29 protein-coding genes and 1 pseudogene are annotated in these 25,860 nt (G+C 45.8%); 16 read left to right on the top strand and 14 right to left on the bottom strand.

Annotation, left to right across the window (positions count from 1 at the left end; genetic code table 11):
- Positions 1-3: 3 nt before the first annotated feature.
- Positions 4-885, bottom strand: coding sequence for a permease (locus NI467_RS06110; RefSeq protein WP_253151727.1), 882 nt, complete (start codon positions 883-885; stop codon positions 4-6).
- A 147-nt stretch (positions 886-1,032) separates the two neighbouring features.
- Between NI467_RS06110 and tatA the strand changes: the two genes are divergently transcribed.
- The 4 genes and pseudogenes from tatA to NI467_RS06090 all read left to right on the top strand — a co-directional run bounded on the left by tatA (position 1,033) and on the right by NI467_RS06090 (position 4,894).
- A complete protein-coding gene (tatA, locus tag NI467_RS06105; protein WP_151203351.1) occupies positions 1,033-1,251 on the top strand; it encodes a Sec-independent protein translocase subunit TatA in 219 nt (72 codons plus the stop codon).
- A 9-nt stretch (positions 1,252-1,260) separates the two neighbouring features.
- Positions 1,261-1,513 (top strand): annotated as a pseudogene (tatB, locus tag NI467_RS14895) (Sec-independent protein translocase protein TatB); the annotation flags it as partial.
- Between the two features lie 184 nt (positions 1,514-1,697).
- Positions 1,698-2,480 carry a twin-arginine translocase subunit TatC gene (tatC, locus tag NI467_RS06095; protein WP_151203349.1) on the top strand — a complete coding sequence of 261 codons (783 nt, stop codon included), beginning with the start codon at positions 1,698-1,700 and terminating at the stop codon, positions 2,478-2,480.
- Between the two features lie 173 nt (positions 2,481-2,653).
- Positions 2,654-4,894: a PhoX family phosphatase gene (locus NI467_RS06090; RefSeq protein ID WP_253151723.1), complete on the top strand. Its 2,241-nt coding sequence runs from the start codon at positions 2,654-2,656 to the stop codon at positions 4,892-4,894.
- 39 nt (positions 4,895-4,933) lie between these two features.
- Here NI467_RS06090 and NI467_RS06085 read toward each other — a convergent pair whose 3' ends face one another.
- The gene (locus NI467_RS06085) at positions 4,934-5,713 is read right to left on the bottom strand and encodes an NRDE family protein (protein ID WP_253151721.1); all 780 of its coding nucleotides are present in this window, start codon (positions 5,711-5,713) and stop codon (positions 4,934-4,936) included.
- 93 nt (positions 5,714-5,806) lie between these two features.
- Between NI467_RS06085 and lgt the strand changes: the two genes are divergently transcribed.
- From lgt to NI467_RS06070, 3 genes are all read left to right on the top strand, one after another.
- Positions 5,807-6,616: a prolipoprotein diacylglyceryl transferase gene (gene lgt / locus NI467_RS06080; RefSeq protein ID WP_253151719.1), complete on the top strand. Its 810-nt coding sequence runs from the start codon at positions 5,807-5,809 to the stop codon at positions 6,614-6,616.
- Between the two features lie 91 nt (positions 6,617-6,707).
- On the top strand, positions 6,708-7,100 hold the full coding sequence (locus tag NI467_RS06075; RefSeq protein WP_253151770.1) for a hypothetical protein: 393 nt from the start codon (positions 6,708-6,710) through the stop codon (positions 7,098-7,100).
- On the top strand, positions 7,093-7,479 hold the full coding sequence (locus NI467_RS06070; RefSeq protein ID WP_253151717.1) for a hypothetical protein: 387 nt from the start codon (positions 7,093-7,095) through the stop codon (positions 7,477-7,479). Before NI467_RS06075 ends, NI467_RS06070 begins: the two co-directional genes overlap by 8 nt.
- A gap of 19 nt (positions 7,480-7,498) precedes the next feature.
- Here NI467_RS06070 and NI467_RS06065 read toward each other — a convergent pair whose 3' ends face one another.
- Positions 7,499-8,011 carry a CHAP domain-containing protein gene (locus NI467_RS06065; RefSeq protein WP_253151715.1) on the bottom strand — a complete coding sequence of 171 codons (513 nt, stop codon included), beginning with the start codon at positions 8,009-8,011 and terminating at the stop codon, positions 7,499-7,501.
- 807 nt (positions 8,012-8,818) lie between these two features.
- On the opposite strand from NI467_RS06065, the gene thyA reads away from it, so the two are divergent.
- The 5 genes from thyA to msrA all read left to right on the top strand — a co-directional run bounded on the left by thyA (position 8,819) and on the right by msrA (position 12,544).
- A complete protein-coding gene (thyA, locus tag NI467_RS06060) occupies positions 8,819-9,661 on the top strand; it encodes a thymidylate synthase (RefSeq protein WP_253151713.1) in 843 nt (280 codons plus the stop codon).
- A gap of 110 nt (positions 9,662-9,771) precedes the next feature.
- Positions 9,772-10,284 carry a dihydrofolate reductase gene (locus NI467_RS06055; protein ID WP_253151702.1) on the top strand — a complete coding sequence of 171 codons (513 nt, stop codon included), beginning with the start codon at positions 9,772-9,774 and terminating at the stop codon, positions 10,282-10,284.
- A gap of 25 nt (positions 10,285-10,309) precedes the next feature.
- Positions 10,310-11,356, top strand: a complete 1,047-nt coding sequence (locus NI467_RS06050) for a DUF4105 domain-containing protein (protein WP_253151700.1) — start codon at positions 10,310-10,312, stop codon at positions 11,354-11,356.
- 99 nt (positions 11,357-11,455) lie between these two features.
- The gene (locus tag NI467_RS06045) at positions 11,456-11,917 is read left to right on the top strand and encodes an META domain-containing protein (protein WP_174659250.1); all 462 of its coding nucleotides are present in this window, start codon (positions 11,456-11,458) and stop codon (positions 11,915-11,917) included.
- Positions 11,918-12,019: 102 nt separating this feature from the next.
- Positions 12,020-12,544 carry a peptide-methionine (S)-S-oxide reductase MsrA gene (gene msrA, locus NI467_RS06040; protein ID WP_253151698.1) on the top strand — a complete coding sequence of 175 codons (525 nt, stop codon included), beginning with the start codon at positions 12,020-12,022 and terminating at the stop codon, positions 12,542-12,544.
- 57 nt (positions 12,545-12,601) lie between these two features.
- Here the strand turns inward: msrA and NI467_RS06035 are convergent, their stop codons facing one another.
- The 5 genes from NI467_RS06035 to NI467_RS06015 all read right to left on the bottom strand — a co-directional run bounded on the left by NI467_RS06035 (position 12,602) and on the right by NI467_RS06015 (position 16,268).
- The gene (locus NI467_RS06035; protein WP_253151696.1) at positions 12,602-13,006 is read right to left on the bottom strand and encodes a biopolymer transporter ExbD; all 405 of its coding nucleotides are present in this window, start codon (positions 13,004-13,006) and stop codon (positions 12,602-12,604) included.
- On the bottom strand, positions 13,006-13,629 hold the full coding sequence (locus tag NI467_RS06030) for a MotA/TolQ/ExbB proton channel family protein (RefSeq protein ID WP_151203337.1): 624 nt from the start codon (positions 13,627-13,629) through the stop codon (positions 13,006-13,008). Before NI467_RS06030 ends, NI467_RS06035 begins: the two co-directional genes overlap by 1 nt.
- Positions 13,630-13,654: 25 nt before the next feature.
- A complete protein-coding gene (locus NI467_RS06025) occupies positions 13,655-14,431 on the bottom strand; it encodes a TonB-dependent receptor (protein ID WP_201798508.1) in 777 nt (258 codons plus the stop codon).
- Positions 14,432-14,622: 191 nt separating this feature from the next.
- The gene (gene purU, locus NI467_RS06020) at positions 14,623-15,489 is read right to left on the bottom strand and encodes a formyltetrahydrofolate deformylase (protein ID WP_151203335.1); all 867 of its coding nucleotides are present in this window, start codon (positions 15,487-15,489) and stop codon (positions 14,623-14,625) included.
- 47 nt (positions 15,490-15,536) lie between these two features.
- Positions 15,537-16,268 carry a TetR/AcrR family transcriptional regulator gene (locus NI467_RS06015; RefSeq protein ID WP_151207028.1) on the bottom strand — a complete coding sequence of 244 codons (732 nt, stop codon included), beginning with the start codon at positions 16,266-16,268 and terminating at the stop codon, positions 15,537-15,539.
- A 116-nt stretch (positions 16,269-16,384) separates the two neighbouring features.
- Here NI467_RS06015 and NI467_RS06010 point away from each other — a divergent pair, with 116 nt between their 5' ends.
- The 4 genes from NI467_RS06010 to NI467_RS05995 all read left to right on the top strand — a co-directional run bounded on the left by NI467_RS06010 (position 16,385) and on the right by NI467_RS05995 (position 20,255).
- On the top strand, positions 16,385-17,833 hold the full coding sequence (locus NI467_RS06010) for a coniferyl aldehyde dehydrogenase (RefSeq protein ID WP_253151686.1): 1,449 nt from the start codon (positions 16,385-16,387) through the stop codon (positions 17,831-17,833).
- Between the two features lie 165 nt (positions 17,834-17,998).
- Complete coding sequence (gene rpmB, locus NI467_RS06005) at positions 17,999-18,235, top strand: 50S ribosomal protein L28 (RefSeq protein WP_004976147.1); 237 nt, start codon at positions 17,999-18,001, stop codon at positions 18,233-18,235.
- Positions 18,236-18,251: 16 nt separating this feature from the next.
- Positions 18,252-18,407: a 50S ribosomal protein L33 gene (rpmG, locus tag NI467_RS06000; RefSeq protein ID WP_001205031.1), complete on the top strand. Its 156-nt coding sequence runs from the start codon at positions 18,252-18,254 to the stop codon at positions 18,405-18,407.
- A gap of 135 nt (positions 18,408-18,542) precedes the next feature.
- Positions 18,543-20,255, top strand: a complete 1,713-nt coding sequence (locus tag NI467_RS05995; RefSeq protein ID WP_253151684.1) for a cation:proton antiporter — start codon at positions 18,543-18,545, stop codon at positions 20,253-20,255.
- Positions 20,256-20,426: 171 nt separating this feature from the next.
- Here the strand turns inward: NI467_RS05995 and NI467_RS05990 are convergent, their stop codons facing one another.
- The 6 genes from NI467_RS05990 to NI467_RS05965 form a co-directional block, all read right to left on the bottom strand.
- Positions 20,427-20,705: a hypothetical protein gene (locus NI467_RS05990; protein WP_151203331.1), complete on the bottom strand. Its 279-nt coding sequence runs from the start codon at positions 20,703-20,705 to the stop codon at positions 20,427-20,429.
- 111 nt (positions 20,706-20,816) lie between these two features.
- Positions 20,817-21,320 carry a DUF6586 family protein gene (locus NI467_RS05985; protein ID WP_174659245.1) on the bottom strand — a complete coding sequence of 168 codons (504 nt, stop codon included), beginning with the start codon at positions 21,318-21,320 and terminating at the stop codon, positions 20,817-20,819.
- 207 nt (positions 21,321-21,527) lie between these two features.
- A complete protein-coding gene (locus NI467_RS05980) occupies positions 21,528-21,779 on the bottom strand; it encodes an RNA-binding protein (protein ID WP_151203329.1) in 252 nt (83 codons plus the stop codon).
- Between the two features lie 83 nt (positions 21,780-21,862).
- Positions 21,863-23,851, bottom strand: a complete 1,989-nt coding sequence (locus NI467_RS05975) for an ATP-dependent helicase (protein WP_253151682.1) — start codon at positions 23,849-23,851, stop codon at positions 21,863-21,865.
- Positions 23,852-23,997: 146 nt separating this feature from the next.
- Positions 23,998-25,131 (bottom strand): glycerate kinase, encoded by a 1,134-nt coding sequence (locus tag NI467_RS05970; RefSeq protein WP_253151680.1) that lies wholly within the window; start codon positions 25,129-25,131, stop codon positions 23,998-24,000.
- Between the two features lie 64 nt (positions 25,132-25,195).
- Entirely contained in the window at positions 25,196-25,768 is a 573-nt protein-coding gene (locus NI467_RS05965) for an HdeD family acid-resistance protein (protein ID WP_253151670.1), read from the bottom strand.
- Between the last annotated feature and the right edge of the window lie 92 nt (positions 25,769-25,860).

Here is a 25,860-nt window from a genome sequence, read left to right as displayed (position 1 = left end):
TATTTATAAACCCGGGACCCAGATATGCAAGATCATGCCATAAAGCGCGATAAGTATGGCACTGGCAATTGTTCCTGACGCAATATATTTGGCTGAATGGCCTGTACCCTGATAATGCGTTTCTAGCGCCACAATATTGGCCGCAGGCGGTAATAAAAAATACATCAGCATGACGGCATAAATAAGAAGTTGAGGTGGAATCGGCAAAGTGAAATAAGCGGCTGCTGTCAGCCCCAGCGCAAGTATAAAGCGGCCACTGATAAGCAGCAGGCTACGTTGCAGATCTCGTAAATGAATCCGCACTTGACTCAGCCACATGCCTAAAATGCACATTCCGCTAAAAGTCACCAGTACTTTATTGGCCTGATACCCCCATTGCACGACCGGATGCATTTCATAAGCCCTCAAGTCCCAAAACGGCAGGACTGCGGCAATACTCAAAGCAATAACAGGTGGAGAGATCAGAACATTTTTAAGAATAAATTTGGGAGTCTGCCGTGTGGAGCTGACGGCCAGAACAGCCGCAACATTGCCAAACAGTGAGCCACCAATATACAGCGCCACAATCGTACTACTGGCCTTAGGTCCAAAAACGGCCAGAGCAAAAGGAAAACCCAGCCATACCCCATTTAAATAGCTAAAACACAGGGCACGGAGTTTATCTTTACTTAAAGCATAAAACAGGCTGAATAGCAGAATGGAACTGAATACGCTAAAGCCAAGCAGCCACAGGCTGCCTTGCTGATAAAACACCATGTTATAAATGATAACGAGTGGAATCAGCACCCGGGCCAGCATTGCTGCCATGAAGGGGCGAAGGGATTTTAAATATTGAACGCCCCAATATCCGGTTAAAAAAGAGATCAGAGGCAGAAGCAGCGCCATACCCGACAGGACTCATTTGTATCAATGTAAAAAATCCTATCATATTCAGTCTTGCTTCTTCTCTTGTCTTCAAAAAGAAATATAACCGTCACCTCTGTGTCATAAAAGCCTGTTGAGATAGAGCCATAATATAAAGAGGATAAAATGATGGCTGGATTATCAATTTGGCATGTACTGATTTTTGCAATTGTGGTGATTTTATTGTTCGGTACATCAAAGTTAAAAAACCTGGGCAAAGATGTAGGTGGTGCAATCAAGGATTTTAAAAAGTCAGTGAAAGATGAAGAAGCTGAACAAGCGCAGCTGCAACAGCCACGCACGATTGATGCACAAGTAAAAACACCTGAAAGTTCAGTCAAAAGCTAAGAGACTGCCATGCTCAATATTGGAATGACCGAGCTGTTTATCTTCGGGATCATTGCACTTTTGGTGCTGGGGCCGGACAAGCTACCTGAAGCTGTACGTTTTGTCGGCAAATGGTATGGCAAAGTTAAACGTACCGTCAGCAATATTCAAAATGACCTGGATCGTGAATTGCGTTTATCGGAACTGCGTGAACAAATGCAGGCAGAGATGAAACGTATTCAGGAGCTTGAAGCAAAGATGCAGGCACAAATGCAGAATTTGCAAAAACCGCTTGAAACCGATCAGGTGCAGCACAGCATGACGCGAGATCAATCAACTCTCAGCTATAAATCTTTAAGTTATGAACCTTTAAAAACCACTATTCCTGCGGTGTACTTGCCCTCTCGCAGTCAACCTAAAACCACTGTAGACCACCCCCAACAATATCTGGATATGAAGGTAGCCGTATGAGTTCCTTGCCTACTGCCCATTCCGAAGCCATTCCTGAACAGCCGCTGCTTGAAGAGATGCCCATTACCCAGCATCTGGTCATTCTGCGCAAATACCTGTTTAAAATTGTGGCGGTGCTGATCGGCCTGTTTTTCTGTTTATTGCCATTTGCCAATTCTACCTATCAGCTTTTGTCTGAGCCTCTACGTGCACAGCTTCCTGCCACATCGACCATGATTGCAACAGATGTGACAGCGACATTTATGGCACCCTTTAAGCTTAACTTTTTTCTGGCATTGATGATCACCATGCCTTTTATTCTGTATCAGCTGTGGTCCTTTATTAAGCCAGCTCTGTATGCAAAAGAAAAAAGTCTGGCACTGCCGCTACTTTTGGGCAGTATTATTCTGTTTTATCTCGGAATCAGTTTTGCTTATTTTGTGGCCTTACCTTCGATTCTGCACTTTTTTATCAGTGTAGCCCCTGAAACTGTTGCTCCCATGACGGATATTAACAGTTACCTCAATTTCTGTTTAAAACTGTTTTTGGTTTTTGGCCTGACTTTTGAAATCCCGATTATTACCCTGGTGTTAATTTTAATTGGAGTGGTGAGTACCGAACAGTTAGTTGAAAAACGCAAATTCATTATCGTCGGATGCTTTTTTGTGGCCATGTTTGTGACGCCACCTGATGCGCTGTCGATGATTATGCTGGCCATTCCCATGTGGCTGTTATTTGAGACTGGGCTGTTGACCGGGAAGCTGATTGAGAAAAGACGTTTAAAAGATATCGAGACCTAAAGAATCAATCGAGAATAAAAAGAGGCGGCTACAACCGTCTCTTTTTTATTTTTAATTCCAATAACTTATTTCACTTTATTGCAATATTTCCTTAAGCGTACTGTCATATAGCAGGCTTATGGTATGGAACAACTTCAACACAACTGAACACTTGATTTTAACAGGACTTTCAAATGCAAAATAAAGAAATGATACCTTGTCAGGACCTTACCGAAGATAGCAATACCTCAAATAATACCCATTTCCAAACGATTCTGAATCAATATATCAACCGTCGCAGCTTTATTGCCAAAACAGGCAGCGGCGCCATGGCTTTGGCATTTGCAGCGTCTGTAAGCGGTTGCTCTGATGACAACGATGATACCTCTTCTGGACCGACTCCGCCTAACCCAGATAAAGAAAATGATAAGCATGTATGGAGCGACCTGGCGCAACGTCCAAACAAGCTGTCTTTTGAAGCGGTTAAAAAAAATACCCAGAACTTTTTTAGTGTGCCTGAAGGCTACGAGCTTAATGTTCTGTATGCTGTTGGCGATCCGATCAATAGCAGCTATCCTGAAAAAACAGATTCTGAATTACCTTCAGGTCCATCTTACCAATTCCGCGCAGGTGATAACCACGACGGGATGTCATTCTTTGGCATGGACCCAACCAAGAAAAATTACTCATTAAAAGAATCAAAGCAAGGTTTACTGGTTTTAAATCATGAGTATCTACAACAATCTCAGTTACATACACCAGTAGGTGTGATTACGACAGAAGATGGTAAACGTCCTGAAGACCAGATTATTCGTGAAGTAAATGCTCACGGTGTTTCAGTCATTGAAATTCAGAAAGATCCAAACACGCAAAACGTAAAAATTAATTTGAACTCCCCATTTAACCGCCGTATTACCGCTGCAACAGAAATGGAGCTGCGTGGACCGGCACGTGGCTCAGACCTGGTCAAAACCCGCTTTTCACCAACGGGTACCTTAACCCGTGGTACTTTTGCCAACTGTGGTAATGGATATACACCTTGGGGCACTTATTTGACTGCCGAAGAAAACTGGAGTGGTTACTTCTCTCGTGATGAGGGTGATGTACGCCCAGATAATGAACAAGTTGCTTTAGCACGTTATGGCCGTGGCAAGTCTGCAGAAAGTCAATACCTTTGGGATAAGACAGATGCGGAACTCACAGGCGATCGTGATCTGTATGACCGCTGGAACATTACGGCTGATCCGAATGGCAATGCTTTAAGTGACTACCGTAATGCTATAAATACCTGTGGCTTTATTGTTGAAATTGACCCTTTCAGTGCAAACACTCGCCCGGTTAAGCGTACTGCACTCGGCCGTTTTGCTCATGAAGATTGCCGCTCTAGTAATCCGATTGTGGGCCAGCCACTTGCATTCTATATGGGTGATGATGCTACGGGCGAATATATCTATAAGTTTGTCTCTGAAGCCGTTTGGGATCCTAAAGATGTCAATGGTGGCTATGCCGCAGGTGACAAGTATATGGATAAAGGAACCCTGTACGTTGCACAATTTAAAGAAGATGGTACAGGCCAGTGGGTTGAGCTAAGTTATGGTAAAAATGGTTTAGATCAGTCCAATACTACTTATTCTTTCAAAGATGCAGCAGATATTGTGGTCCATGCTCGCCTGGCCGCCGACCATGTGGGTGCAACCAAAATGGACCGTCCGGAATGGGTGGCGGTGAACCCTGAAAATGGCGAAGTCTATGTTACCCTGACCAATAACAGTAACCGTGGTCGTGCCTACCCAACGGATGCTGCAAACCCGCGTAGTTATGTCGATTTCAAAGGTTCAACTGCCAGTAATTCAGGCAATATGAATGGTCATATCATCCGTTTCCGTGAAACTGATGACACTGTTACTGCCACTACGTTTACTTGGGACATCTTCCTGTTTGGCGCTGAAGCACGTGCCGCTTCAAACATCAACCTGTCTGGTCTGGATAATCTCAATGACTTTTCTAGCCCGGATGGCATGTGGTTCGATCCACGCGGTATCTTATGGATTCAAACTGATGATGGCCAATATACCGACGAAACCAACTGTATGATGCTTGCTGCACTTCCTGGTTCCGTGGGCGATGGCCATAAAGCCTTTGCTGCAACCACCAAAGAGGAAGGACAAGAAACTTTTGTCGGTGCGCAGTTAAGCAATGATCGCGTACGTCGTTTCCTTGTTGGCCCGTCAGGTTGTGAAATTACCGGTGTTACCATTACCCCGGACTACAAAGCAATCTTTGTTAACGTGCAGCACCCGGGCGGCGCATGGCCTGCTAACCAAAGTGAGCGTTATAGCCGCTTAGGTAAAGTACCTCGCTCTGCCACTGTGGTGATTACCCGTAAAGATGGTGGTGCAATCGCAGGGGAAGCACTGGAAACAGCTCAGGCTTAATCCAGAGCTCTCAAAAATGCCGACAAACGTCGGCATTTTTTATTGCAGTGTGATGATTTTCTCTACCACTTGTCCTGCCATGTCACCTTGCTGGGATTTTTCCAGCCATTGCCACTGCCCCCTTTTCACTCTGAGGAAGTTCGAACAACGGGTGCCGTAAGTCGGGCTTTGAATAAAAATCGAAGACAGCAGCTGTTCCATTTCAACCGAGATCCCGGTTTGAGGTAACAGATCTGGAATCACCTGGCGCTCATCTTCCAGAATATCCCAAGCTGCATCATACAGCTCTGCTTCCGGAATACGGTCCTGTTGCAACATCGGCAGAAATTCCTGGGTAAAGCGCTTACGCAAATGCCGGGTTTTTTGCCAGTCTTCTGTTATCAGTCCATTTGAGACAACATACACCCCATGCGCCAGCACTTGTGGTGCTTCACCCCGATTGCTCATATACACCGCTTGATGCTGATCGCCCATAAACAGGTTAAAACCGGCATAATCACATTGATGCTTTTCCAGTTCCCGGGCAAAGCGGATTGGCGGCAGCTCTGATTCCAGAAATTTCTGAATAATATGCCCGCGTGAGGTGGGATAATGATTCTGGTCCCGTCCATCACGAAAATTGGTAATCACTGCCCATCTTCCTGAAGCGGTAATGCCCATCCAGGTCCCACCAGACTGTAAGTCCTGCCCGGCAATAATCGGACTATGTTCCCATTCATATAAAGCATGCGTTGGACGCTGATAGAATTCATCACGATTTGAAATCAGGCAGACCGGGGTATCTTCCAGTACCTGCCAGGCTAAGGCCACTATACACATAATTGCTGCTCTCGATCTTTACACATTGAATGTACAACATTTTTCTTATCTTTCAGCTAAAATCTGTGCAAAACAGAATCACAAGGAACAGGAATGCTGACCTATCCAAATATTGATCCCGTGGCAATTTCGCTCGGGCCCTTGCAAGTCCACTGGTATGGACTGATGTATCTACTGGCCTTTTTATTTGCCTGGGGACTGGCAACCTACCGTGCCAAACAGCGTGGCTGGACCTCGGATATGGTGTCTGACCTGATTTTCTTTGGGGCGCTGGGGGTCATTATTGGGGGCCGGGTCGGTTATGTATTTTTCTATGGCTTTTCCCAGTTTCTGGACAACCCTCTCTGGCTGTTCCAGATCTGGACCGGTGGCATGAGTTTCCATGGCGGCTTCCTCGGTGTGATTTTAGCCATGCTCTGGTGGTGCAAGAAATATAACATGACCTGGTTCCAGACCCTGGATTTTATCGCACCTTGCGTACCGACAGGTCTGATGTTCGGCCGGATTGGTAACTTTATAGGCAGTGAACTGTATGGCCGTCAAGTTACAGATCCAAACTTTGCCTGGGGCATGATTTTCCCGACAGACCCCTTGCAGCTGGTACGTCATCCTTCACAGCTCTACCAAGCCCTGTGTGAAGGGCTGATTCTCTTTGTTGTGTTGTGGTGGTTCAGCGCGAAGCCACGCCCACGCATGGCAGTATCAGCACTGTTCCTGATCGGTTATGGCCTGGCGCGCTTCATCGTCGAGTTTTTCCGTGAACCGGACAATGGCCAGCTGTTTATTGGCTGGATGAGCAAGGGACAATTCCTGAGCCTGCCAATGATTCTGATTGGCCTCTGGATGATGTGGTATGCCTACCAGAAGAAAATTTATGACTGGGGTCCTCAGAAAAACTGTTAATTAGACCCACAACATTGCGAGGCAGCGGCCTCGCTTTTTTATTGAAAAAAATATGCTAAAGTACTTTTTGTCTTTCCATTCCTCCATTCGTATGCTTGAGTTCTGGTTTAATCCGCAGCTATCTTTTCTGCAAAAACTGCTGTTTTTTATAGTCATTGCAGTCGTAACAGCGCTACTGTACTGGATGCAACCGCTGCCACTGGATGCCATTTTAATGTTTGTCGGCACAGGCATTATTTTTTTGATTTGCCGTTACTGCAAAATACACTTTGCCTCTAAAAAGCCGACTGGCCTGCTCTATCGCGTCTTGACCTGGATTCCTTTGGCTTTAGTGATCAGTCTGGTTTTTATGCACATGCAGCAGGGTGAAATTTTACTTCCGGGTGCTCAGGGGATTGGCTTTATGACTTTGAGCATCTGTCTGTTTTCGCCCCTGTCACTCTTGAATCAGAACCGGCAAGACCCAGAGCCACCTCATGCTTGAGCACTGGTATTCCAAACGCTGTACCCGTCAGATGAAACTGGTGGTGGTCATCATTGTTTGTCTTCTGATATATAGCGCTTCCACCGTGGCTCAGCTCGGCCCGATATGGATCAGCTTCAGTGTAGGAATTGGCCTACTAAGCTATGGACTGCGCCAGCTGCGTTTCAAGATTCCTGCCGGCCATCCTTATGCCAATGGCTTTGCTGCGCTCAGCCGGGTCATCCCAATTGTCGCGATGGTCACCCTATGGGGTTATCTGCCGCAACATGCACAGGGCTGGGGAAAATTTGCGCTGGCTTTACAATGTCTGGGCTTTGCAGCAATTGGACTTTTTCTGGCGTCCATCCATGTCAATCGGGCCAGACGCTGTAACAATTAAGACGCTGATAGTGTTTAAGTTAAAGGTCTGGGGCCAGACGATAATAACTATAAGTCAGGTTCTTGGTGCGATAGATTGCATGACTGTTTTGCTTAAAATCCGATACCCAGGCACTTCCTGAATAAGCAGCAATATGCCCATAACGATGCTTGGCAGTGCGGTCAATAATATAAATATCGCCTTTTTTAGGACGGTCAAAAGACTGATTGATTTTCTTATACCCCAGTTGTTTCAAGGTACTTCCCCAGTCCGCTGCAGCCACCGGATGATTGACAATTTTTGCCCCGGAAGATTGCAATCCCACACGGATACTACGTGCACACTTTTGGGTACTGGTCCGGCGTGTAATCCCCTGTAAATAACTGGTGAATTTTTCAATATTAATACGGTGACCATTACTCGAACCGACTGCCTTAGTTGCAGAAGTGGATGAGGTTTTTTTCGGATTTTGTCTTGCTTGAGAACGCAACATGATATTCGCTTGAACAGGAGCATGTACTGCACTCACATTCACGGGCTGATCATAAACCATGTTTTTACCTACTCCTCCTCGCCGTAGATGTTGGCTTTCATTTCTTAACAAACGGAGAATACTAGACGGTTAAATGTTATTCTTCACGAATAAAATGTAATTAAATTTTTCTATTGTTGTTAAAGTATAACTAAAGCATTCTTTCTTTTGAGATTCTTTTTTCTGCACTTTTCATGGAAATAGTGAAATTTTATTTAGCTCTTTTAAACCTTAACCCCTACTTTTAAATTTTCATTTTTACTCAACTTTTTAATCATGCACTGATCTATACGTCTCACATTTTCTACTTTTAGCATTGAAAAACCAGAGTATATTGCTCCCAGATTCGCTCTATCTATATTGCCTTTAGGGCAATTAAACTGAAAGTACAACATACTGATGAAAATCGGCTCACCTTTAAAAAATTGAATGAAATATACAATTCAATAAGCACAAAAGTTTACTGGTTCTGCATGTTTAAAACTCAGGCAATAAAGCCCCCATAAAAAAACCTGAATCACTGGTACATCATGAGCACGTCAAATAAAAGTGGTCGAAACTAAAACTTAAACTCGGCCCATTCCTGGCCTGATCGGTGGCTAAGCCTGATCCATAGCACACCTTTGAACCATTCATCTGCGGCCAGCATTTTGCTTTAAGCTGACACTCAAGCGGCATTTTTTATTGTGAGTGGAACGATGAAAGGCCGTTAAAAAATGCTATGATGAGTGCAATTTAAATTGCCATTCTGACAGTAAATTAATCTCGAGCTGATCTTTTTTTTATTTTTAACATGGCAATTTTCAATAGCTTTAAACAGAGAGAATTATGCGCCCATATCTTGACCTTTTACAACACATTCTCGACCAGGGTGGCGATAAAGGCGACCGTACCGGTACAGGCACACGCTCGGTATTTGGTCATCAGATGCGTTTTGATCTTTCCCAAGGTTTCCCTCTGCTGACCACCAAAAAAGTTCATTTCCGTTCCATCGTCATGGAACTGCTCTGGTTCCTGAAAGGCGATACCAATGTTCAATATTTAAAAGACAATAAAGTCTCGATTTGGGATGAATGGGCAACTGCTGAACAGACTGCGCGTTTTGGCCGCCCTGCAGGCGAATTGGGTCCGGTCTATGGGCATCAATGGCGTAATTTTGGTGCCAGCCAAAACCAGGATGGCAGCTATCACCAGGACGGTTTTGACCAGATCAAATGGCTGATTAATGAAATCAAAACCAATCCGAATTCACGCCGTCTGATCGTTTCGGGCTGGAATCCGAAGGAAGCCAATCAGGTGGCTTTACCGCCCTGTCATACCCTGTTCCAGTTTTTTGTCCACAATGGCAAGCTGTCTTGTCAGCTCTACCAGCGCAGTGCCGATGTGTTTTTGGGTGTGCCATTTAATATTGCCAGCTATGCCCTGCTGACCCATATGATTGCGCAGGTCTGTGATCTGGGCGTTGGCGATTTTGTCTGGACTGGCGGTGATACCCATCTCTATACCAACCATTTTGAACAGGCTCAACTGCAATTAAGCCGCGAGCCTTTGGGCTTATGTCAGTTAAAGCTGAATCCTGAAGTTAAAGATATTTTCCAGTTTAAATTTGAAGATATTGAAATTGTCGGTTATGAATCTCATCCAGCGATTAAAGCGCCGGTTGCCGTTTAATTTATTATTGAATCATCCCTCTTGATTATTTCTTCTGACCAAACAGCACGTGTCATCTGCAGCTGTTTTGGGCAGAGGGAGACATCGGGATTCAACCTTTAGGGGCTGTTATGGCATTTCAAGATTTAGAAGTGGTACACGTGGTAGCTATGGATCAGCAGCGCTGTATTGGCAAGGGCAATGATCTGCCATGGCATATTTCAGCTGATCTGAAGCATTTTAAAGAAATTACTCAAGGCGGCGTAGTTGTCATGGGCCGTAAAACCCTTGAATCTATGGGACGTGCCTTGCCTAAACGGGTAAACTGGGTGATTACCCGTGATCCCGAATGGTCTTTTGCGGGCACCAAAGTTGCGCATAGTATTGAAGATGCACTGCGTCAGGCGGTTGCCGATGTCAAAGCCTCAGCAAAGCCGGATACGGTTTTCATTATTGGGGGTGGTGAAATTTTCAAACAGACCATGCAGATGACCGACCGCCTGGAACTGACCCATATCGAACTGGATGTACAAGGTGATGCCTACTATCCGGAAATTCCGGCAGACTTCAAAAAAGTAGCATCTGCACAACACATAGATGACAAAAGCGGGATTGCTTTTGAATTTGCCACCTATCAAAAATAAAGCCTATTTAAGTAAAAGGTTAGATATGCAAGGACGCACGCCCTCGGCAAAGCACTGGAGTCTTTGGCTACTGGGTGGCCTGTTTACTCTATTCGTGATGCTTTCCAGCCTTTGGTTAAGCCTGATGCTCTGGATACAGCAGCCTTTGGGCAAAATAGGCACTATGCTCCTGATCGGCTGCTGGGTGGTATTTTCCCTCGTCGTACTCGGCATTTATTTCACTCGGCATCTGATTTCACGCCAGGTCGATACAATCTTGTACCTGCTGGTGTTTCTGATCAGCCTGTTTGCATATTTCAGTATTGAAGCACGTCAGGATCGTGATTGGAACCCAGAAGTTTCGCGGCTATTATCCTCTGAACAGCAAGGTGATCAAGTCACTTTACACAATATCCGAAATTTCGACTGGCAGCCGGACGGAAAATATGTCGAACGCTGGGAAAGCCGCAGCTTCGACCTGCACCAGATTACTGGGGTGAATATCATCACCTCCTACTGGATGGGTCCTGAAATCGCTCACACGCTGGTCAGCTTTGATTTTGCCAACCAAAAACCGCTGACTTTTTCAATTGAAATCCGTAAAGAAAAACATGAAGAGTTTTCTGCGATTGGCGGCTTTTTCCGAAAATACGAGCTGAGTCTGGTGGCTTCGGATGAAAAAGATATTGTCTATACACGCAGCCATATCCGAAACGAACAGGTCTATTTCTTTCCGGTCAATATGCCCAAAGCACAAGCCAAGGCCCTGTTCAAAGAGTATCTGCGTCAGGCCGATGCGCTAGCTGAAGAACCTAAATGGTATAATACCCTGACCAGTAACTGCACGACGCTGGTTTTTGATATGGTGCAGGCCGTTTCCCAGCAGGCCCTGCCTTCAGATTATCGTCTTCTGGTTTCAGGCTACTTGCCCAATTATCTTTATGATCTAAAAGCACTAGATCAAGCTTGGGATATGCAGACCTGGTATCAACAGGCGCATATTAATCCGCGTATTCAACAGCCAAAACAGATATCGAGCAAAGAATATTCAGATCAGATTCGCCTCGGCTTGCCGGCTTCAAAACTTGATTAATACCCGATTCAGTCAATCTTCAGGATACAAAATTGACTGGCAGATAAATTCTTTTTTTGTTTATATACAGTTAGCTATTCAAAAAGTGAGGTAATTTTCATGTTAAAACAACTAACCGCAGCAATAATTATGGCATCGACCTTAAGCATCATGGGCTGTGAAACTCTTCCAGGCAATTCAGCAGCACAAACCACCCAGAATTTACAGCTTTTACAAAACCGGACCTGGATGGTGACCCAGATTGGTAATACCGAAATCAAGACTGCACCAACCGCACATAATATCCCAAGTCTGCAATTCGATGCTGCTACGCAACGTGTTTCAGGTGCAGACGGCTGTAACCGTATTATGGGCAGCTATACTGCCAGCAAAGACACGCTGAGCCTAGGCCAGATGGCAGGAACGCGCATGGCCTGCACAAATAATGACAATCTGGACCAGAAATTTAATGAAGCTCTTAGCAAAGTGACCCATTATCAGGTGTTTGGCAAAACCCTGAAATTATTAGACCGTCATGGCAATTTACTGATCCAGCTGGAAACCGCCGCACAGCCTCGTTAAACAACCGACTACAAAAAGCCTGTGTCTACAGGCTTTTTGATCTTTCATACTGTTGGCACAAGATTCAATAATCACCCGACCCCATTCCATGAGGATTTCATCATGCAACAAGCACTTTTTGGCGGTGGATGTTTTTGGTGTACTGAAGCGGTATTTTTACAGATTCAGGGTGTTCAGCAGGTGGTGAGCGGCTATGCAGGTGGTCATCTGCCTGATCCAACCTATGAGCAGATCTGCCGCGGCGATACGCAGCATGCAGAAGTGATTCTGATCAACTTTGATGAGCAGCAAGTAAGTTATCGCCAGTTACTGGACGTATTCTTTGCCACCCATGACCCGACCACCCTGAACCGTCAGGGAAATGATGTCGGCACCCAGTATCGCTCCGTGATTTATTATTTTAATGATGAACAGAAAGCCGCAGCAGATACTACAATTCAGGCCTTGAAAGATGAAGGGATTAATATCGTCACTGAGTTAAGTCCAGCTCCAACCTTCTACCCGGCAGAGGACTATCACCAGAATTTCTTTGCCCGCAATCCGAATCAGGGTTACTGCAATTTTTCTATTCCACCGAAACTGAACAAATTGCGTAGTCACTTTATGGCGTTATTAAAAAATCCTTAATCTCTGAAAATATCCCTAAAAAAAGCGACTGAAATCAGCCGCTTTTTTATCTCATCATTAATTTTCGGTTGCAAAAGCAATATCGCTGAGTCCGGCTCCACTCGCACGCGACATCACCTGAGCCACCGTATCATAACGTGATTCTTTATCTGCTTTTAGCACGATGGTCGGCTGACGTTCAGTCTGGCTGGCTTCGTTAAAGCGGGTTTCAAGCTGCGCCAAGGTCAGAATATTTCCATTCCAGGCCACTTCACCCTCTGCATTAATACTGATCGTAATATTTTCAGGCGGAAGATCGATAATTTCAGCCGTGGTCTGCGGTAAAGTTAATGGAATTGATGGGTTCGCCACGGTCGCTGTCACCAAGAAAATGATCATCAATACCAGCATAATATCGATCAGGGGAATGAGATTCATCTCATTCATGCCTGTATCGTTATCCTCACCCAATTGAAAAGCCATTAAACTTGACCTCCAACCAGACTTTCCTGGCTCATTTTTGTCTCAACTTTTTTTGCCGCAGAGTCCTGTTGCAACATGGTATCAATCAACAGGCTATGTGCATGATCCTGAAGCTCGTGTGCCAAGCCGCGATTAAAACGCACTGCAATATTATAGGCCAGTACCGCAGGAATCGCGACGGCCAGCCCCAGACCGGTCATAATTAATGCTTCACCGACTGGAGTTGCCACCTGAGCAAGACCGGCCTGACCGCTTTTACCGACTGCCACCAGTGCATGGAAAATCCCCCATACCGTACCAAATAAACCTACAAATGGCGAAATGGAAGCAATCGTTCCCAGGACGGATACACCTTTTTCAGCATTGGCCTTTTCTACTGCGATCTGACGCAGCAAAGCCTGCTCAGCCACTGCTTTACGCTGCTCGAAAGTCAAAGGAACACATTTGCTTTTCAGTTGATCCACAGCCTGAGCCAGCCTGTTATAAGCGATCTGTTTCAGCTGGCGAGTGCCCATCAGACGCAGTACAAAGATGGTCCATGTCGCAATCGACATTGCCAATAACACGAAATACAGTGTTTTGCTGACTGCATCAGCATGTTGCCAATAAACTGAAAAGTTCATATCCGAACTCCTAATGGGTTAGCCGTTATTTGGTCATCTTAAAATCAAATGGCTGTTCCACACGTGTTGGATAAGCCACTCCATTTTCAACATATTTGGTCAATTGCGCCCGACGTACTGCCGCTTCGACCTTACGCTTTATCGTTGGACTACAATCTGAATTTCGTGCATTTGCAGACACTACTTTTCCTTGCTCATTAGCCGCTATATCAATCACCATAGAGCAGGATGCTTTTAATTCGCCTGGTGATAATGACACTTTAGGTGAACGTAACCAGGATACTCCTCCGCCAATGGAAACACTTTTTGGTGATGGCGGTGCAGTCGGCGCTGGTGGTGTGACAGGAGCAGGCGGTGTAACGGGTGCTGGAGGCGGAGTCGGGATCACTTTGGTTTCAGTCACCACCGTCTGAACCGCCGGTTTAGGATCCGGTTTGTCCTCGACCACAGGCGCCGCTTTGACTTTAGGGGCTTCCGCCTTTTTCACCTGTTCAATTTTTTCGACTTTTTTAGGTGGTGGCGGTAGCGGTTTTTCTACAATTTTAACTTCTTTCGGCTTTGGCGGTTCTGGCTTCGGCTCTGCTTTCGGCTTCGGTGGTAAAGGTTTTGGTGCTTCTTGGAGTTTGATGAAACGTACTTTCATCGGCTCTTTGTCCACGGGCTTCAGCTCAGGCGTTTTCATCTGGCTGACTGCCCACAGCAGACCCGCATGCCCTACCAGTACAGCCGCCAGAATAGAAACGACTTTCTTTTTCATCTGATTGGGCGGCGGAGGGGTCATGGGAGCTGCAAATTGACTCATTAAATCTTTTACCTTGAGGAGTTGATACGAAACAACCTATCAAGCTCATCGGTTAGTACAATGAAAGTACGCCAATAATAAATGAGAAGTGTTTTCATTTGCAACTCAAAATCCGTACTTTCAGCATTTTTTTGTTGCAAACAAAAAAGGCATACTCAGAGTATGCCTTTTTTAAATGAAGATTCAGGAGCTTACTGAAACACGACCGTTTTATTGCCATCCACAATAATTCGGTCTTCCAGATGCCATCTGACCGCACGTGCCAGCACATTACGCTCGACATCCTGCCCCAGTTCCCGTAGCTGCTCAACTGTGAAGTCATGGTTTACCCGCTCTACATCCTGCTCGATGATCGGACCTTGGTCCAGATCAGCTGTCACATAGTGAGCTGTGGCACCGATCAGTTTCACCCCTTTGTCATAGGCCTGTTTATACGGATTGGCTCCCACAAACGCAGGCAGGAATGAGTGATGGATATTGATCACCTTCATTTCCCAGGTGTTAACAAACTCTTCATCCAGAATCTGCATATAACGCGCCAGTACCAGAAGGTCATTGCCCTGCATCAACTCATCGATCCGTGCATAGGCTTCGCGCTTGTTCTCTTTGGTCACAGGCACAACTTCAAATGGAATACCAAAGTTTTCTACCGCTTCACGCAAGGTTTCGTGATTGGACACGACTTTGGTGATTTCACATGGAAGGCCGCCGCGTGCATGACGCCATAACAGCTCAAGCAGGGCATGGTCCACTTTGGACACTAGAATACCGACTTTTTTAACGTCACTGACCAGTGCTAAACGCCATTGCATGGCATAACGCTCGGCGACATTTGCTGCAAAGGTCTGGAGAATACTCTCTTTACGACTTTGAAGATTATCTAATTCAAATTCAACGCGCATGAAGTAACGTCCGCCCTGCGCTGCTGTCGCATATTGGTCTAGCGCAGTAATGTTAGCACCCTGATGATACAAGAAGCTTGAAACAGCCTGCACAATGCCCGGCTTGTCTTCACAAGTAATCAATAAACGTGCGGTATTAGCAGTCGTCATATTCATGTTGGTTTGTGTCACTAATCAGTTAAATTTAAAATAGGCCAAGTATTCTAGCGCGTTTCTGGAATATTCTGAATAGCTGATTCAGCTTCAATATTCTTTCCAGAAGAAAGACTGGCAAACAGATCGGAAGGCCCCAAACTGCTTAACAGGCCTTCATAAGTCTGACGGCTTTCACCGCGCAAATACGCCCCCTCCAGAAAAACCATCTGACGTAAGGCTTGCCACACCCACTTTTCTTCCAGTTTATTTGAATCGGTAATATGTCCCGACATATATAAAAAGTTAGTCCAGTTGGTCAGTACAATCCATAAGTTGATAATCAGTGCTTCAATTTCAGAATCAGTCATTTCCATAAGGCCGGCATCTACAAAGCCTTTATAGATCTTCTGTCCCTGCTGCATCACCTGCCCGGCAAAACGCGGATACATCTTTCTAAAATCTTCATTATTTTCAACCAAATGATAGACATCTCGATGCAGGAAACGATAAGCCCAGAGCTGACTGCTCAATACCTGAAAATAATGAATCTTGTCATTGGTATCCAGCTGACGGTCATCCGGCAAAGCCAGCATTTCCAGCGTTTGCTTCTGGTACTGCTCCATCAACTCCTTAATAATTTCGTTTTTATTGCGGAAATGATAGTACAGGTTGCCCGGACTCATGCCGAGCTCAGCTGCAATATGATTGGTGGTTACAGACCGCTCACCGCGCTCGTTAAACAACTTTAAGCTAAGCTGTAAGATACGCTCTTTCGTTTTTAAGGTTTTGGTTTGGGACATCCTAAAAATAACCATTCTGTGCATGCATTAGCAGGCTAACACACAAAGTAACTTGACTAATTAGAGTATTTGCTCTAAAAATTGATTAACCGAGATTTGAATAATGGTAGTGCGGCATGAACAGTCATACAAAAACAACACCAATGACACCACATTTTTTGGACAGCCAGTACTTAAATGAAATGCTGGCTCAACAAAAATACGCTTATCTACGCTATCCTCTGCCGACTGCAAAGGAGCGTATCGATCGTTTAGCTCGACTTAAGCGTATCTTAGTTAAGTATCAAGATCAATTTGCCGATGCAATTAATCAGGACTATGGTAACCGCTCGATTGGCGAAACCAAAATTGGCGAGCTGCTGACCTGTCTGGAACATATTAAATATTACAGCAAAAATCTGACGGCGTGGATGAAGCCATCCAAACGTCACGTTGGCCTTATTCACCAGCCGGCCAAAGCCTGGGTGCAATATCAGCCTTTGGGTGTGGTCGGAATCATTGCACCCTGGAACTATCCTTTATTGTTGTCTGTTGGGCCCCTGATCTGTGCCCTGGCTGCCGGGAATCATGCCATGATTAAAGTATCCAGTTCCTCGGCAGAATTTGGTGCTGTACTGGAAAAAGCCTTGGCTGAGGCTTTTCCCAAAGAGCTGGTGACTGTGATCAATGGGGGCGGCATGATTTCCGATGCATTCTCGCATCTGCCGTTCGATAAGATGATCTTTACCGGGTCTACTTCGGTAGGTAAAACGGTGATGGCAGCCGCAGCAGAAAATCTGGTACCGGTGATTTTAGAGCTGGGCGGAAAATCTCCAGTGCTGGTGCACCCCTCTATTGATCTGCGTGATGTGGCGCAGCGGATTGCAGTGGGTAAACTCTGGAATGCAGGTCAAACCTGTGTTGCCCCGGATTATATGTTCCTGCCGCGTGGCAAGACTGCGGAGTTCATCGACCATTTTAAAGCCTGCGTTGAGCACATGTATCCGGATATCCAGCATAATCAGGATTACACTTCGATTATTAATGACAAGCAATATCAGCGCTTGCAGGGGTATCTGGAAGATGCCCGTGAGCAGGGTGCGCAGATTATTGAATTTAATCCGCATCAGGAAAACCTTGCCGAGGTTCGCAAGATCGCACCGACCATTCTGACCAATGTCATGCCCGACATGCAAATCATGCAGCACGAAATCTTTGGTCCGCTGTTGCCAATCATGGAATATGATCAAATCGACGATGTTATCGACTTTATTAATAGCCGTCCGCGTCCTCTTGCATTATACTATTTCGACTTTGATCAAGCGCGTGCCGATTATATTGCACAGCGTACTCATTCAGGGCATTTTGGACAAAATACGGTACTCACGCATGTTGCGCAGGATGATCTTCCATTTGGTGGAATCGGTGCATCCGGTATGGGGAAATATCATGGACCAGAAGGCTTCTTCAGTTTGTCGCATGAACGCTCGGTAATGTCGAATCCTAAGCTGTATAGCTTGAAATATATTCTTCCGCCGTTTAATAAGCCAATTCATAAGCTGATTTCAAAGGCGCTTCTTCGATAACTGATCAAGGTATAAGCTATCACACCAGCTCATGTTTATTTTTAGACAAAATCGCTTGTCTTTTAAGCGTATTTTTGATATAAAACGCCCCTTGAATGAATTCAATCCGTTTATTTTTGACTGGCCATACAGATTTGCTGTTGGCTAAATCAATGGAGTTACACCATGTCTAAGGTTTGCCAAGTTACCGGCAAGCGTCCAGTCGTTGGTAACAACGTCTCACACGCCAACAACAAAACTAAGCGCCGGTTCGAGCCGAACCTGCACAACCACCGTTTCTGGTTAGAAAGCGAAAAACGTTTTGTACGTCTTCGTTTAACCACTAAAGGTATGCGTATCATCGACAAATTGGGCATTGAAAAGGTTGTTGCTGACCTGCGTGCTCAAGGCCAAAAGATCTAAGTAAGGAGTCAAGACAATGCGTGATAAGATTCGCTTAGTTTCTTCAGCTGGTACAGGTTATTTCTATACCACTACTAAGAACAAACGTACTATGCCGGAAAAAATGGAAATCAAAAAATTTGATCCAAAAATCCGTCAACACGTGATTTTCAAAGAAGCTAAAATCAAATAATTTTAGCTTTTTAAAAAAAGCGACCTTAAAGGTCGTTTTTTTTTGCACTATTTTTATGCAGCTTGATAAAATTTCCGCCTACTTTGGCATTTTTTCAGCTTATTTCCCATTAAACCCAGAATAAAGGAGTGTTTAGTGCCCCATGACGTAGAACTTATTATCTTACTGGCTGTTGGTTTCAGCTTAGCGCTGTTGTTTGGCTATATTGCTGCACGTTTACGCCTTCCTCCCCTGATCGGATATTTAGTGGCCGGCATTCTGATCAGTCCCAATACTCCCGGCGTGGTCGGTGACATTCATCTGGCCAACCAGCTTGCAGAACTCGGCGTCATGTTCCTGATGTTCGGCGTCGGTATGCATTTCTCCCTAAACGACCTGATGCAGGTACGCCGGATTGCCCTCCCCGGTGCAATTTTACAGATTGCTGTTGCCACCTTACTGGGAATGGGTATTTCCATGATGTGGGGCTGGAGCTTTGGCTCTGCACTGATTTTTGGTCTGAGTCTGTCTTGTGCCAGTACTGTAGTACTTCTTAAAGCCCTGAGTGATCGGGGGGTGCTTGACTCCATCAATGGCCGTATTGCGGTAGGCTGGTTGCTGGTCGAAGATCTGGTAATGGTGCTTGCTCTGGTCTTATTACCAGCGACTGCAGTTCTTCTGGGCGGTCAGGCCCTAGAAAGTTCGGTAGATGAAAGTATCTGGATGACCTTAGGGCTGACCCTACTTAAAGTGATCGGCTTTATTGCCTTTATGCTGATTATCGGTAAACGTTTGGTTCCGATGATTATGCAGGTGGTTGCACGCCTGGGTTCACGTGAACTGTTCACCTTAACCGTGGTGGCAGCGGCCGTATCAATTGCCTTTGGCGCCTACAAGATCTTTGGTGTCTCGATGGCACTGGGTGCCTTCTTTGCCGGCATGGTGGTTAAGGAATCTGACTTCAGTAACCGTGCCGAACAGGAAACCTTACCGCTACGCGAAATTTTCTCGATCCTGTTCTTTGTTTCGGTCGGGATGCTGTTTGATCCGCGTATTCTGGTTGAACAGCCGCTGCATGTATTAGCAGTCATCGGTATTATTATGATTGGTAAAACCATTGCGGCCATGGCACTGGTACTGTTTTTCCGCTATCCACTGAATACGGCCTTAACCGTTGGCGCTTCACTGGCCCAGATTGGTGAGTTTTCATTTATTCTGGCAACCCTTGGCCTATCCTTGCAACTGTTAAGCCTGGAGGCACAGAACCTGATTCTGGCAGGGGCCTTATTTTCCATTAGCCTGAATTCTTTTGTGTTTTCTGCAATTGAGCCGGTACAAAAATGGATTCGTGAACGCTCAACCCTGGCACGTTTACTGGAACGCAGCGGGGACCCGCTGGCCATGCTGCCTGATGAAGTATCACAGGATTATCTGCGTGATCAGGTGGTGATTGTCGGTCATGGTGAAGTCGGTCGCCGTATCACCCTGTCCTTGATGCAGCACAACATCAAGGTCGTCATTGCTGAAGAAAACCGTGAAATTGTCGAAGATCTACGTAAAAAAGGGATTGCTGCGGTTTCCGGGATTGCCACTGAAGCCGGTGTACTGATTCAGGCACATATCCAGCACGCACGCTTACTGGTACTTTCTCCCATGGATATTGTCGATATTCATAAAATTGTCGACATTGCCAAAACCCTGAATCCGCAAATTCAGGTTCTGGTCTGTGCAGAAAACAAGGAAGAAGCCGAAATCATCCGTCGTGATCAGGTCGGTGAAGTGTATTATGCCAAGGAAGAAATGGCGAAGAACATGAGCCATTATATTTTGCACCAGATAGAAGTGGCCCATCAGCACAGCTCGCATTAAGCCGGGCTTGCTCAGTGAAAAGTTGTCCATCCGGGCAACTTTTTTTATTAGAAGAGAATTTAAGTATCTTCCCTGAAAACTAAAAACCTGGACCCCAGTGATACAAGGTACTTTTTAATTTGAGAGCCACAAAAAAGCACATCCGAAGATGTGCTGCTGGACCGGGATGAATCAACTCAGATATTTCGGTTTTTCATCCACTACTTCTGCCTGCCACTCATTGACTTGCTGTTCCAGCAAGCCGTATAAGGCAGCCTGAATCATCTGCTGTGCGATCACAGGTGTTTGGTCACCCAAAAGCGCTTTTACTTCATCATTAAACTGAATCATGACCAGAGGCTGCTGTTCCGAGCCTGCATTTCTTAATGCTAACACGCCACCTTCAAGTTGAACGAGTTCTAAAATCGCCTCTTGATTACCAAATAAGTCTTTCAACTGTTCTATAGACATATATCCTCCATGTTCAACATGGTGGCAAAGCACGATTGCACTTTGCATCATCAGAGTAATAATTGATATAAGGTTAGAAATAATAATTTCAAGTGCCATTAATCCATTGGATTAGAACTCTACCATCTCATTACGAAAGCCATCAATCAGATAGGTCAGGTCACGGTGCCACTCTCTAAGTATAGCAATATCAGGCAGCCAGGCCTGTGGAGACTGTGTGACTTTAATGATGAGATTTGAAGAGGTTTCGTCTTCCCCTTGCGGTACACTCGGTTCGGGTGCGTACTCGCACAGGCGGTGGGCACGTTTTAATTCAGCAATAAAACCGTCTTTGGCCAGGCGCTGCAAAACCGACACTTCAGGTGAGATCTGACCTTTGGCAGCCAGCTGTTCCTCAATCGACTTTAAGGTCGGAGTTAAATCATTTAAACGGTAGTAGCGAACCAGTTCCTGCAGAAAGGCCAGCAAGGCTCCATGCAGATGAAACACAGCGGCTTCACGATACGCCTGTGCCTGTTGCACATGATCATTCTGTTCGGCCTGCTGGCAGGCTAAACGAGCAAAATAAAGTTTCTGGTTGGTACGGTCTGCATGGTAGCGAGCAACTCGTGTCATCGAGATTTCCTGAGATTTAAAACATATTTTGGCCTCTTTAAAGTAAAACGTCCGCCTTCATTACGCAATCCAAGATTTGCAAGCGCTCTTCTATTAGACTGGCTTTTTGTTTAAGACCTCTGAGATTACAGCTTTATTCGCATTTAAAGCTTTTTATCTCCACAAAAAAAAGAGCATCCAATAATGCTCTTTTTTATACCGCCCGGTTTAAGCCTGCGGCTTGTCTTCAGCCTGTTTGACGCGAATACCACGGCCATGCAAACGCAGGGTATTCAGGCCTTTAATTGCCTTAACTGCTTCACGGCCCTGTGGCATTTCTACAAAGGCAAAGCCCTTGGATTTACCCGTGTCGGCATCCAGTACCAGCGTACAAGTCTCCACAGTGCCATATTGCTGGAATAAAGTCAGCAATTCAGCTTCTGTTACCGTGCGTTCCAAGTTACGGACTAAAATTTTCATCGGATCACCTTAAGAAGATAGGCAAAAATAATCAAAAAGCACCTGCCTACTCTACTTTTTGCGTAAAACCCAAGTATGACAGTTTAATCGAGATCAATGCCAAAATCTAAATTAATCGCTTGGCGTTCGATCAGGGCACTTTTAACGGTCTGCTGCCGGGTTTTGTAATGCGTTTCCATGGTACACAAATTACGGGTGAGATCATTCATAAAATAGCTTTCGACTTTGCGCCCCTGCTCATCCACGGTTTCACGCGCCCAGTGATTCAGGTTCTGCTTGGTCAGAATCAGCTCATTCTGCGCCCGGGTCAGTGCCACATATAACACCCTGCGCTCTTCTTCAACATCATCGAAATCACCTTGGGCCCGTGCATGTGGATACTGCCCCGGCGTGACATTAGCCACATAACAGACTTTCTGTTCGGTTCCTTTGGCTGAGTGAATGGTAATCAGCGTGACCACATCACTGTCGGACTGGCGTTCGATTTCGGAAATAGATACCGGGTCTAAAACATATTCTTCTAGAAATTCACTGAGCTGGGTATGCTTGGAGGCCAGCTGTTTCACCAGTTCAAAATCCCCTGCACGGCGATTCCAGTCCTTTTTATAGTTGTCAGCCAGTTGAGATTCAATTGCCTGTACAGCCAGACTTACACAGGCCTGTACTTCAGTTTTGAGTACTGCCATCTGTTTCATGATCAAAATGGTTTCCAGCGGAATCTTGCCAAATTTTTCTAATTTTCCGGCAATCATTTCCATCTCTGGCTCTATCAGCAATTGCTGAGACAACTTGCTTGCACCGACATCGCCGACCCCATTCCATAAGGTCAGAAAGCGCATCCAGGCAATGTCATCTAGCGGATTCGCGACCACACGCAATAGGCTTAACAGGTCTTTAACATGGGCGGTTTCCAGCAGTTTCATGCCGCCAATAAAACGGTAAGGAATATTTGCAGCAATACAGGCTGCTTCAATATGACGGGCTGAAAAGCTGGAGCGCACCAAGACCATATGATCTGACCATTTATCCCCATGGATATAATGGCGCTCTTTAATATCAATCGCAATCCATTTGGCTTCATCAAACTCATTCGGAAAGATGTGCATTTTCGGTTTGATCCCTTCACCGCGATACGCATCCAGACGCTTGTCATAATTGATTTCGGACTGATCCAGCAGCCAGTTCGACAGATCAAGAATTTCCTGGGTAGAACGGTAATTTTGCTCTAGCCTGAAGATTTGGGCATCTGGCACGCGCTCTTTAAAATGATGGATATTCTCAAAATCCGCCCCGCGGAAGCCATAAATCGACTGGGCATCATCCCCGACACAGAACAGGCTGATCCGATCTTTTAACGGCTCCAGCAAGGCCCATTGCAATGGATTGGTATCCTGCATTTCGTCGACCAGCATATACCGGCAAATTGAGGCGACATAGTCGACCAGACCGTCAGACTGCGCCAAAGCAGTCGCCACCACCGCCAGAATATCGTCATAATCCAGAAAACTGCGTGCTTTTTTACGTGCCTCATATTCTTTCATGATGTCAGCAATCTGGTCTTTGAGCGCCAGATATTCCGGCATCTGTTTTTCCAGCGCCAAGCTAAGCTTTTGCCGGGTATTTCGTGCAAAAGAATACAGGTCACAGAGTTCCTGCGGCTTAGGCAAGTAATTTGGATTTTTCTTGTCATCACGGCCACGGATCAGGCGAAACAGCATCAGCTGATCATCACGGTCAATAATGGAAAACTGCTCCAGACCGAAAGCTTTTGGAATACGGCGCAGCAGATACATACAGAAGGTATGAAAGGTCGAAGCGCGCAGCCCTTTGGCCTGTTCACCCAGTGCCAACTCGACCCGTGCCACGATTTCGCTGGCTGCACGGCGGGTAAAGGTCAAAATCTGAATCTGATTGGCCGGCACACCTTGATCAATCAGATAAGCCGCCCGCGCTACGATGGTTTTGGTCTTGCCACAGCCCGCCCCGGCCAAAACCAAACTGTGCTTTGCTTCGGTGGTCGCAGCTTGCTTTTGTTGTGGATTTAATTCATCAATTAGGGCGGCTAAACTCATGGTCACTCATCATTCTGTGGATAAGGATAGTTTAACAGATCGCGTTCCTAATTATGGCTTTTGGATTGCAGTCTAAGGATCTGCCCTTAATCCAGCACAAGATTTTTATTATTTTTCATCCTTAAAAGTAACATCTACTCATACCTTCATATTTGCGATTGAATGAATCCGGCAACCGCCTTTTCCAGATTGAATTCGGCATTTTTTAATGCCTCTTCCAATGAACAGTCCGGCGGGTTAATCCCCACCATCTTCGTAAAATCCGCCTGATAAAGCGACTCAGCTCCCTCACCAATTACACCTGCAAAAGCAACCACCGGTTTATTCAAACGTTTGGCTAGCTGAGCGACGCCAAACGGTGTTTTACCCAAAGCGGTTTGACTGTCGATTTTGCCTTCGCCCGTCAGCACCATATCTGCCTGGGCAATTTTTTCAGCCAAACCTGTCATCTGCATCACCAGCTCCACACCAGATTGAAGCTTTGCTCCAGTCAGCGCCATCAAACCAAAACCCAAACCACCAGCCGCACCTGCCCCGGGAATATTCTGAAATTGCTGTCCGAGCTGCTGTTCAATGCAGTCGGCAAAATAGTGTAAATTTTGATCCAGTTGCTGCACCATCTCAGGCGTCGCACCTTTTTGCGGAGCAAAAATTACAGAAGCTCCCTGGGTACCGCAGAGCGGATTATTGACATCAGAAGCAATCACCATCTCGGTGTGTTGCAGCCGCGCATCCAGTCCGGTCAAATCAATCTGGTGAATACCATTTAGATTACCGCCACAGACCTGAATGGAGGCACCGGTGGCGTCCAGAAAGTGCGCGCCAAGCGCTTGAGCCATCCCGGCACCCGCATCATTGATCACACTTCCCCCCAACCCGATAATGATTTTTTCCACACCCAGATCCAGCGCTTGCCGGATCATCTCGCCCGTTCCGTAACTGGAGGTCAACATCGGATTACGCTGTGAGGAGGCTAACAAATGAATGCCATTGGCCTTGGCCATTTCAATCACGGCGGTCCGGCCCTCATCGACCAGACCAAAATAGGTGTTGATCCGCTGACTGGCCAATGGGCCGGTGACCTGACAAAAAACCTGCTGCCCCTTTAAGCTAGAGATTAAGGCATCTACCGTTCCTTCACCGCCGTCTGCCATCGGCACTGCCAGGCAGACAGCATCCGGACAGACCTGAAGAATGCCACTCTGCATGGCCTGGCAGACCTGGACAGCGCTCAGACTTTCCTTAAAGGAATCCGGTGCAAGTACAAAGATTTTCGCCATTCACTGATCCCCAGTTTTTTATTCATCATGCAACACAAATATAGAGCAGTGTTTAACTGTCTATTTAAAGTTCTGCTGAACTTTTTGGAACTTCGCGGCGGATATAGGTAGCCAGTGACAGATAATTCACGCCTTGAAATAGAATATCAATGGCCAGAAATAAGCCCAATACCCAAAATGGTGCATCAGGGGACTGTAAAATGACTACACCAGCCAGCAGGGTGAATACACCGGATAATAAAGTCCAGCCCCATCCACGTGCAGTACGGAACAAAAGCGCATTCAGGATACGGATAACCCCGGCAATAATCAGGATAATGGCCAGAATATGAGTCAAGACCACTGCTGTCTGTACAGGGGTGCTAAAAGCATAATATCCGGCCAGGAGATATAAAACCCCGAACAAGGCCCAGAACCAGCGAAAACCACCCTGAAAAATTTTGAATGCCGCAATAAAATGCAGAATTCCACCCATCATCATCAATGCCCCGAACATAAAGACTGCGGACAGGGTGGCAAAAGGTAAAGTAGCCAGTAAGACCAGACCGAAAATCATCAATAAGATACCCAATCCCAGATACCATTTTCGCTGTTGATGCAGCTGGCCGCGCACCAAGTCATTGCCTACTGTTTTCATTCTTTCATCTCCAATGATCTTTTTCTCTTATTGATCATACTCAATTCAAATGAACAAAAGGTGTAAAAGTGCTACTTTTATCCCCCAGGCTG

The organism is Acinetobacter sp. S4397-1, from assembly GCF_024129285.1.
GTDB classification, from domain to species: domain Bacteria; phylum Pseudomonadota; class Gammaproteobacteria; order Pseudomonadales; family Moraxellaceae; genus Acinetobacter; species Acinetobacter lwoffii_C.
This window is presented reverse-complemented; position numbering and strand designations above follow the sequence as displayed.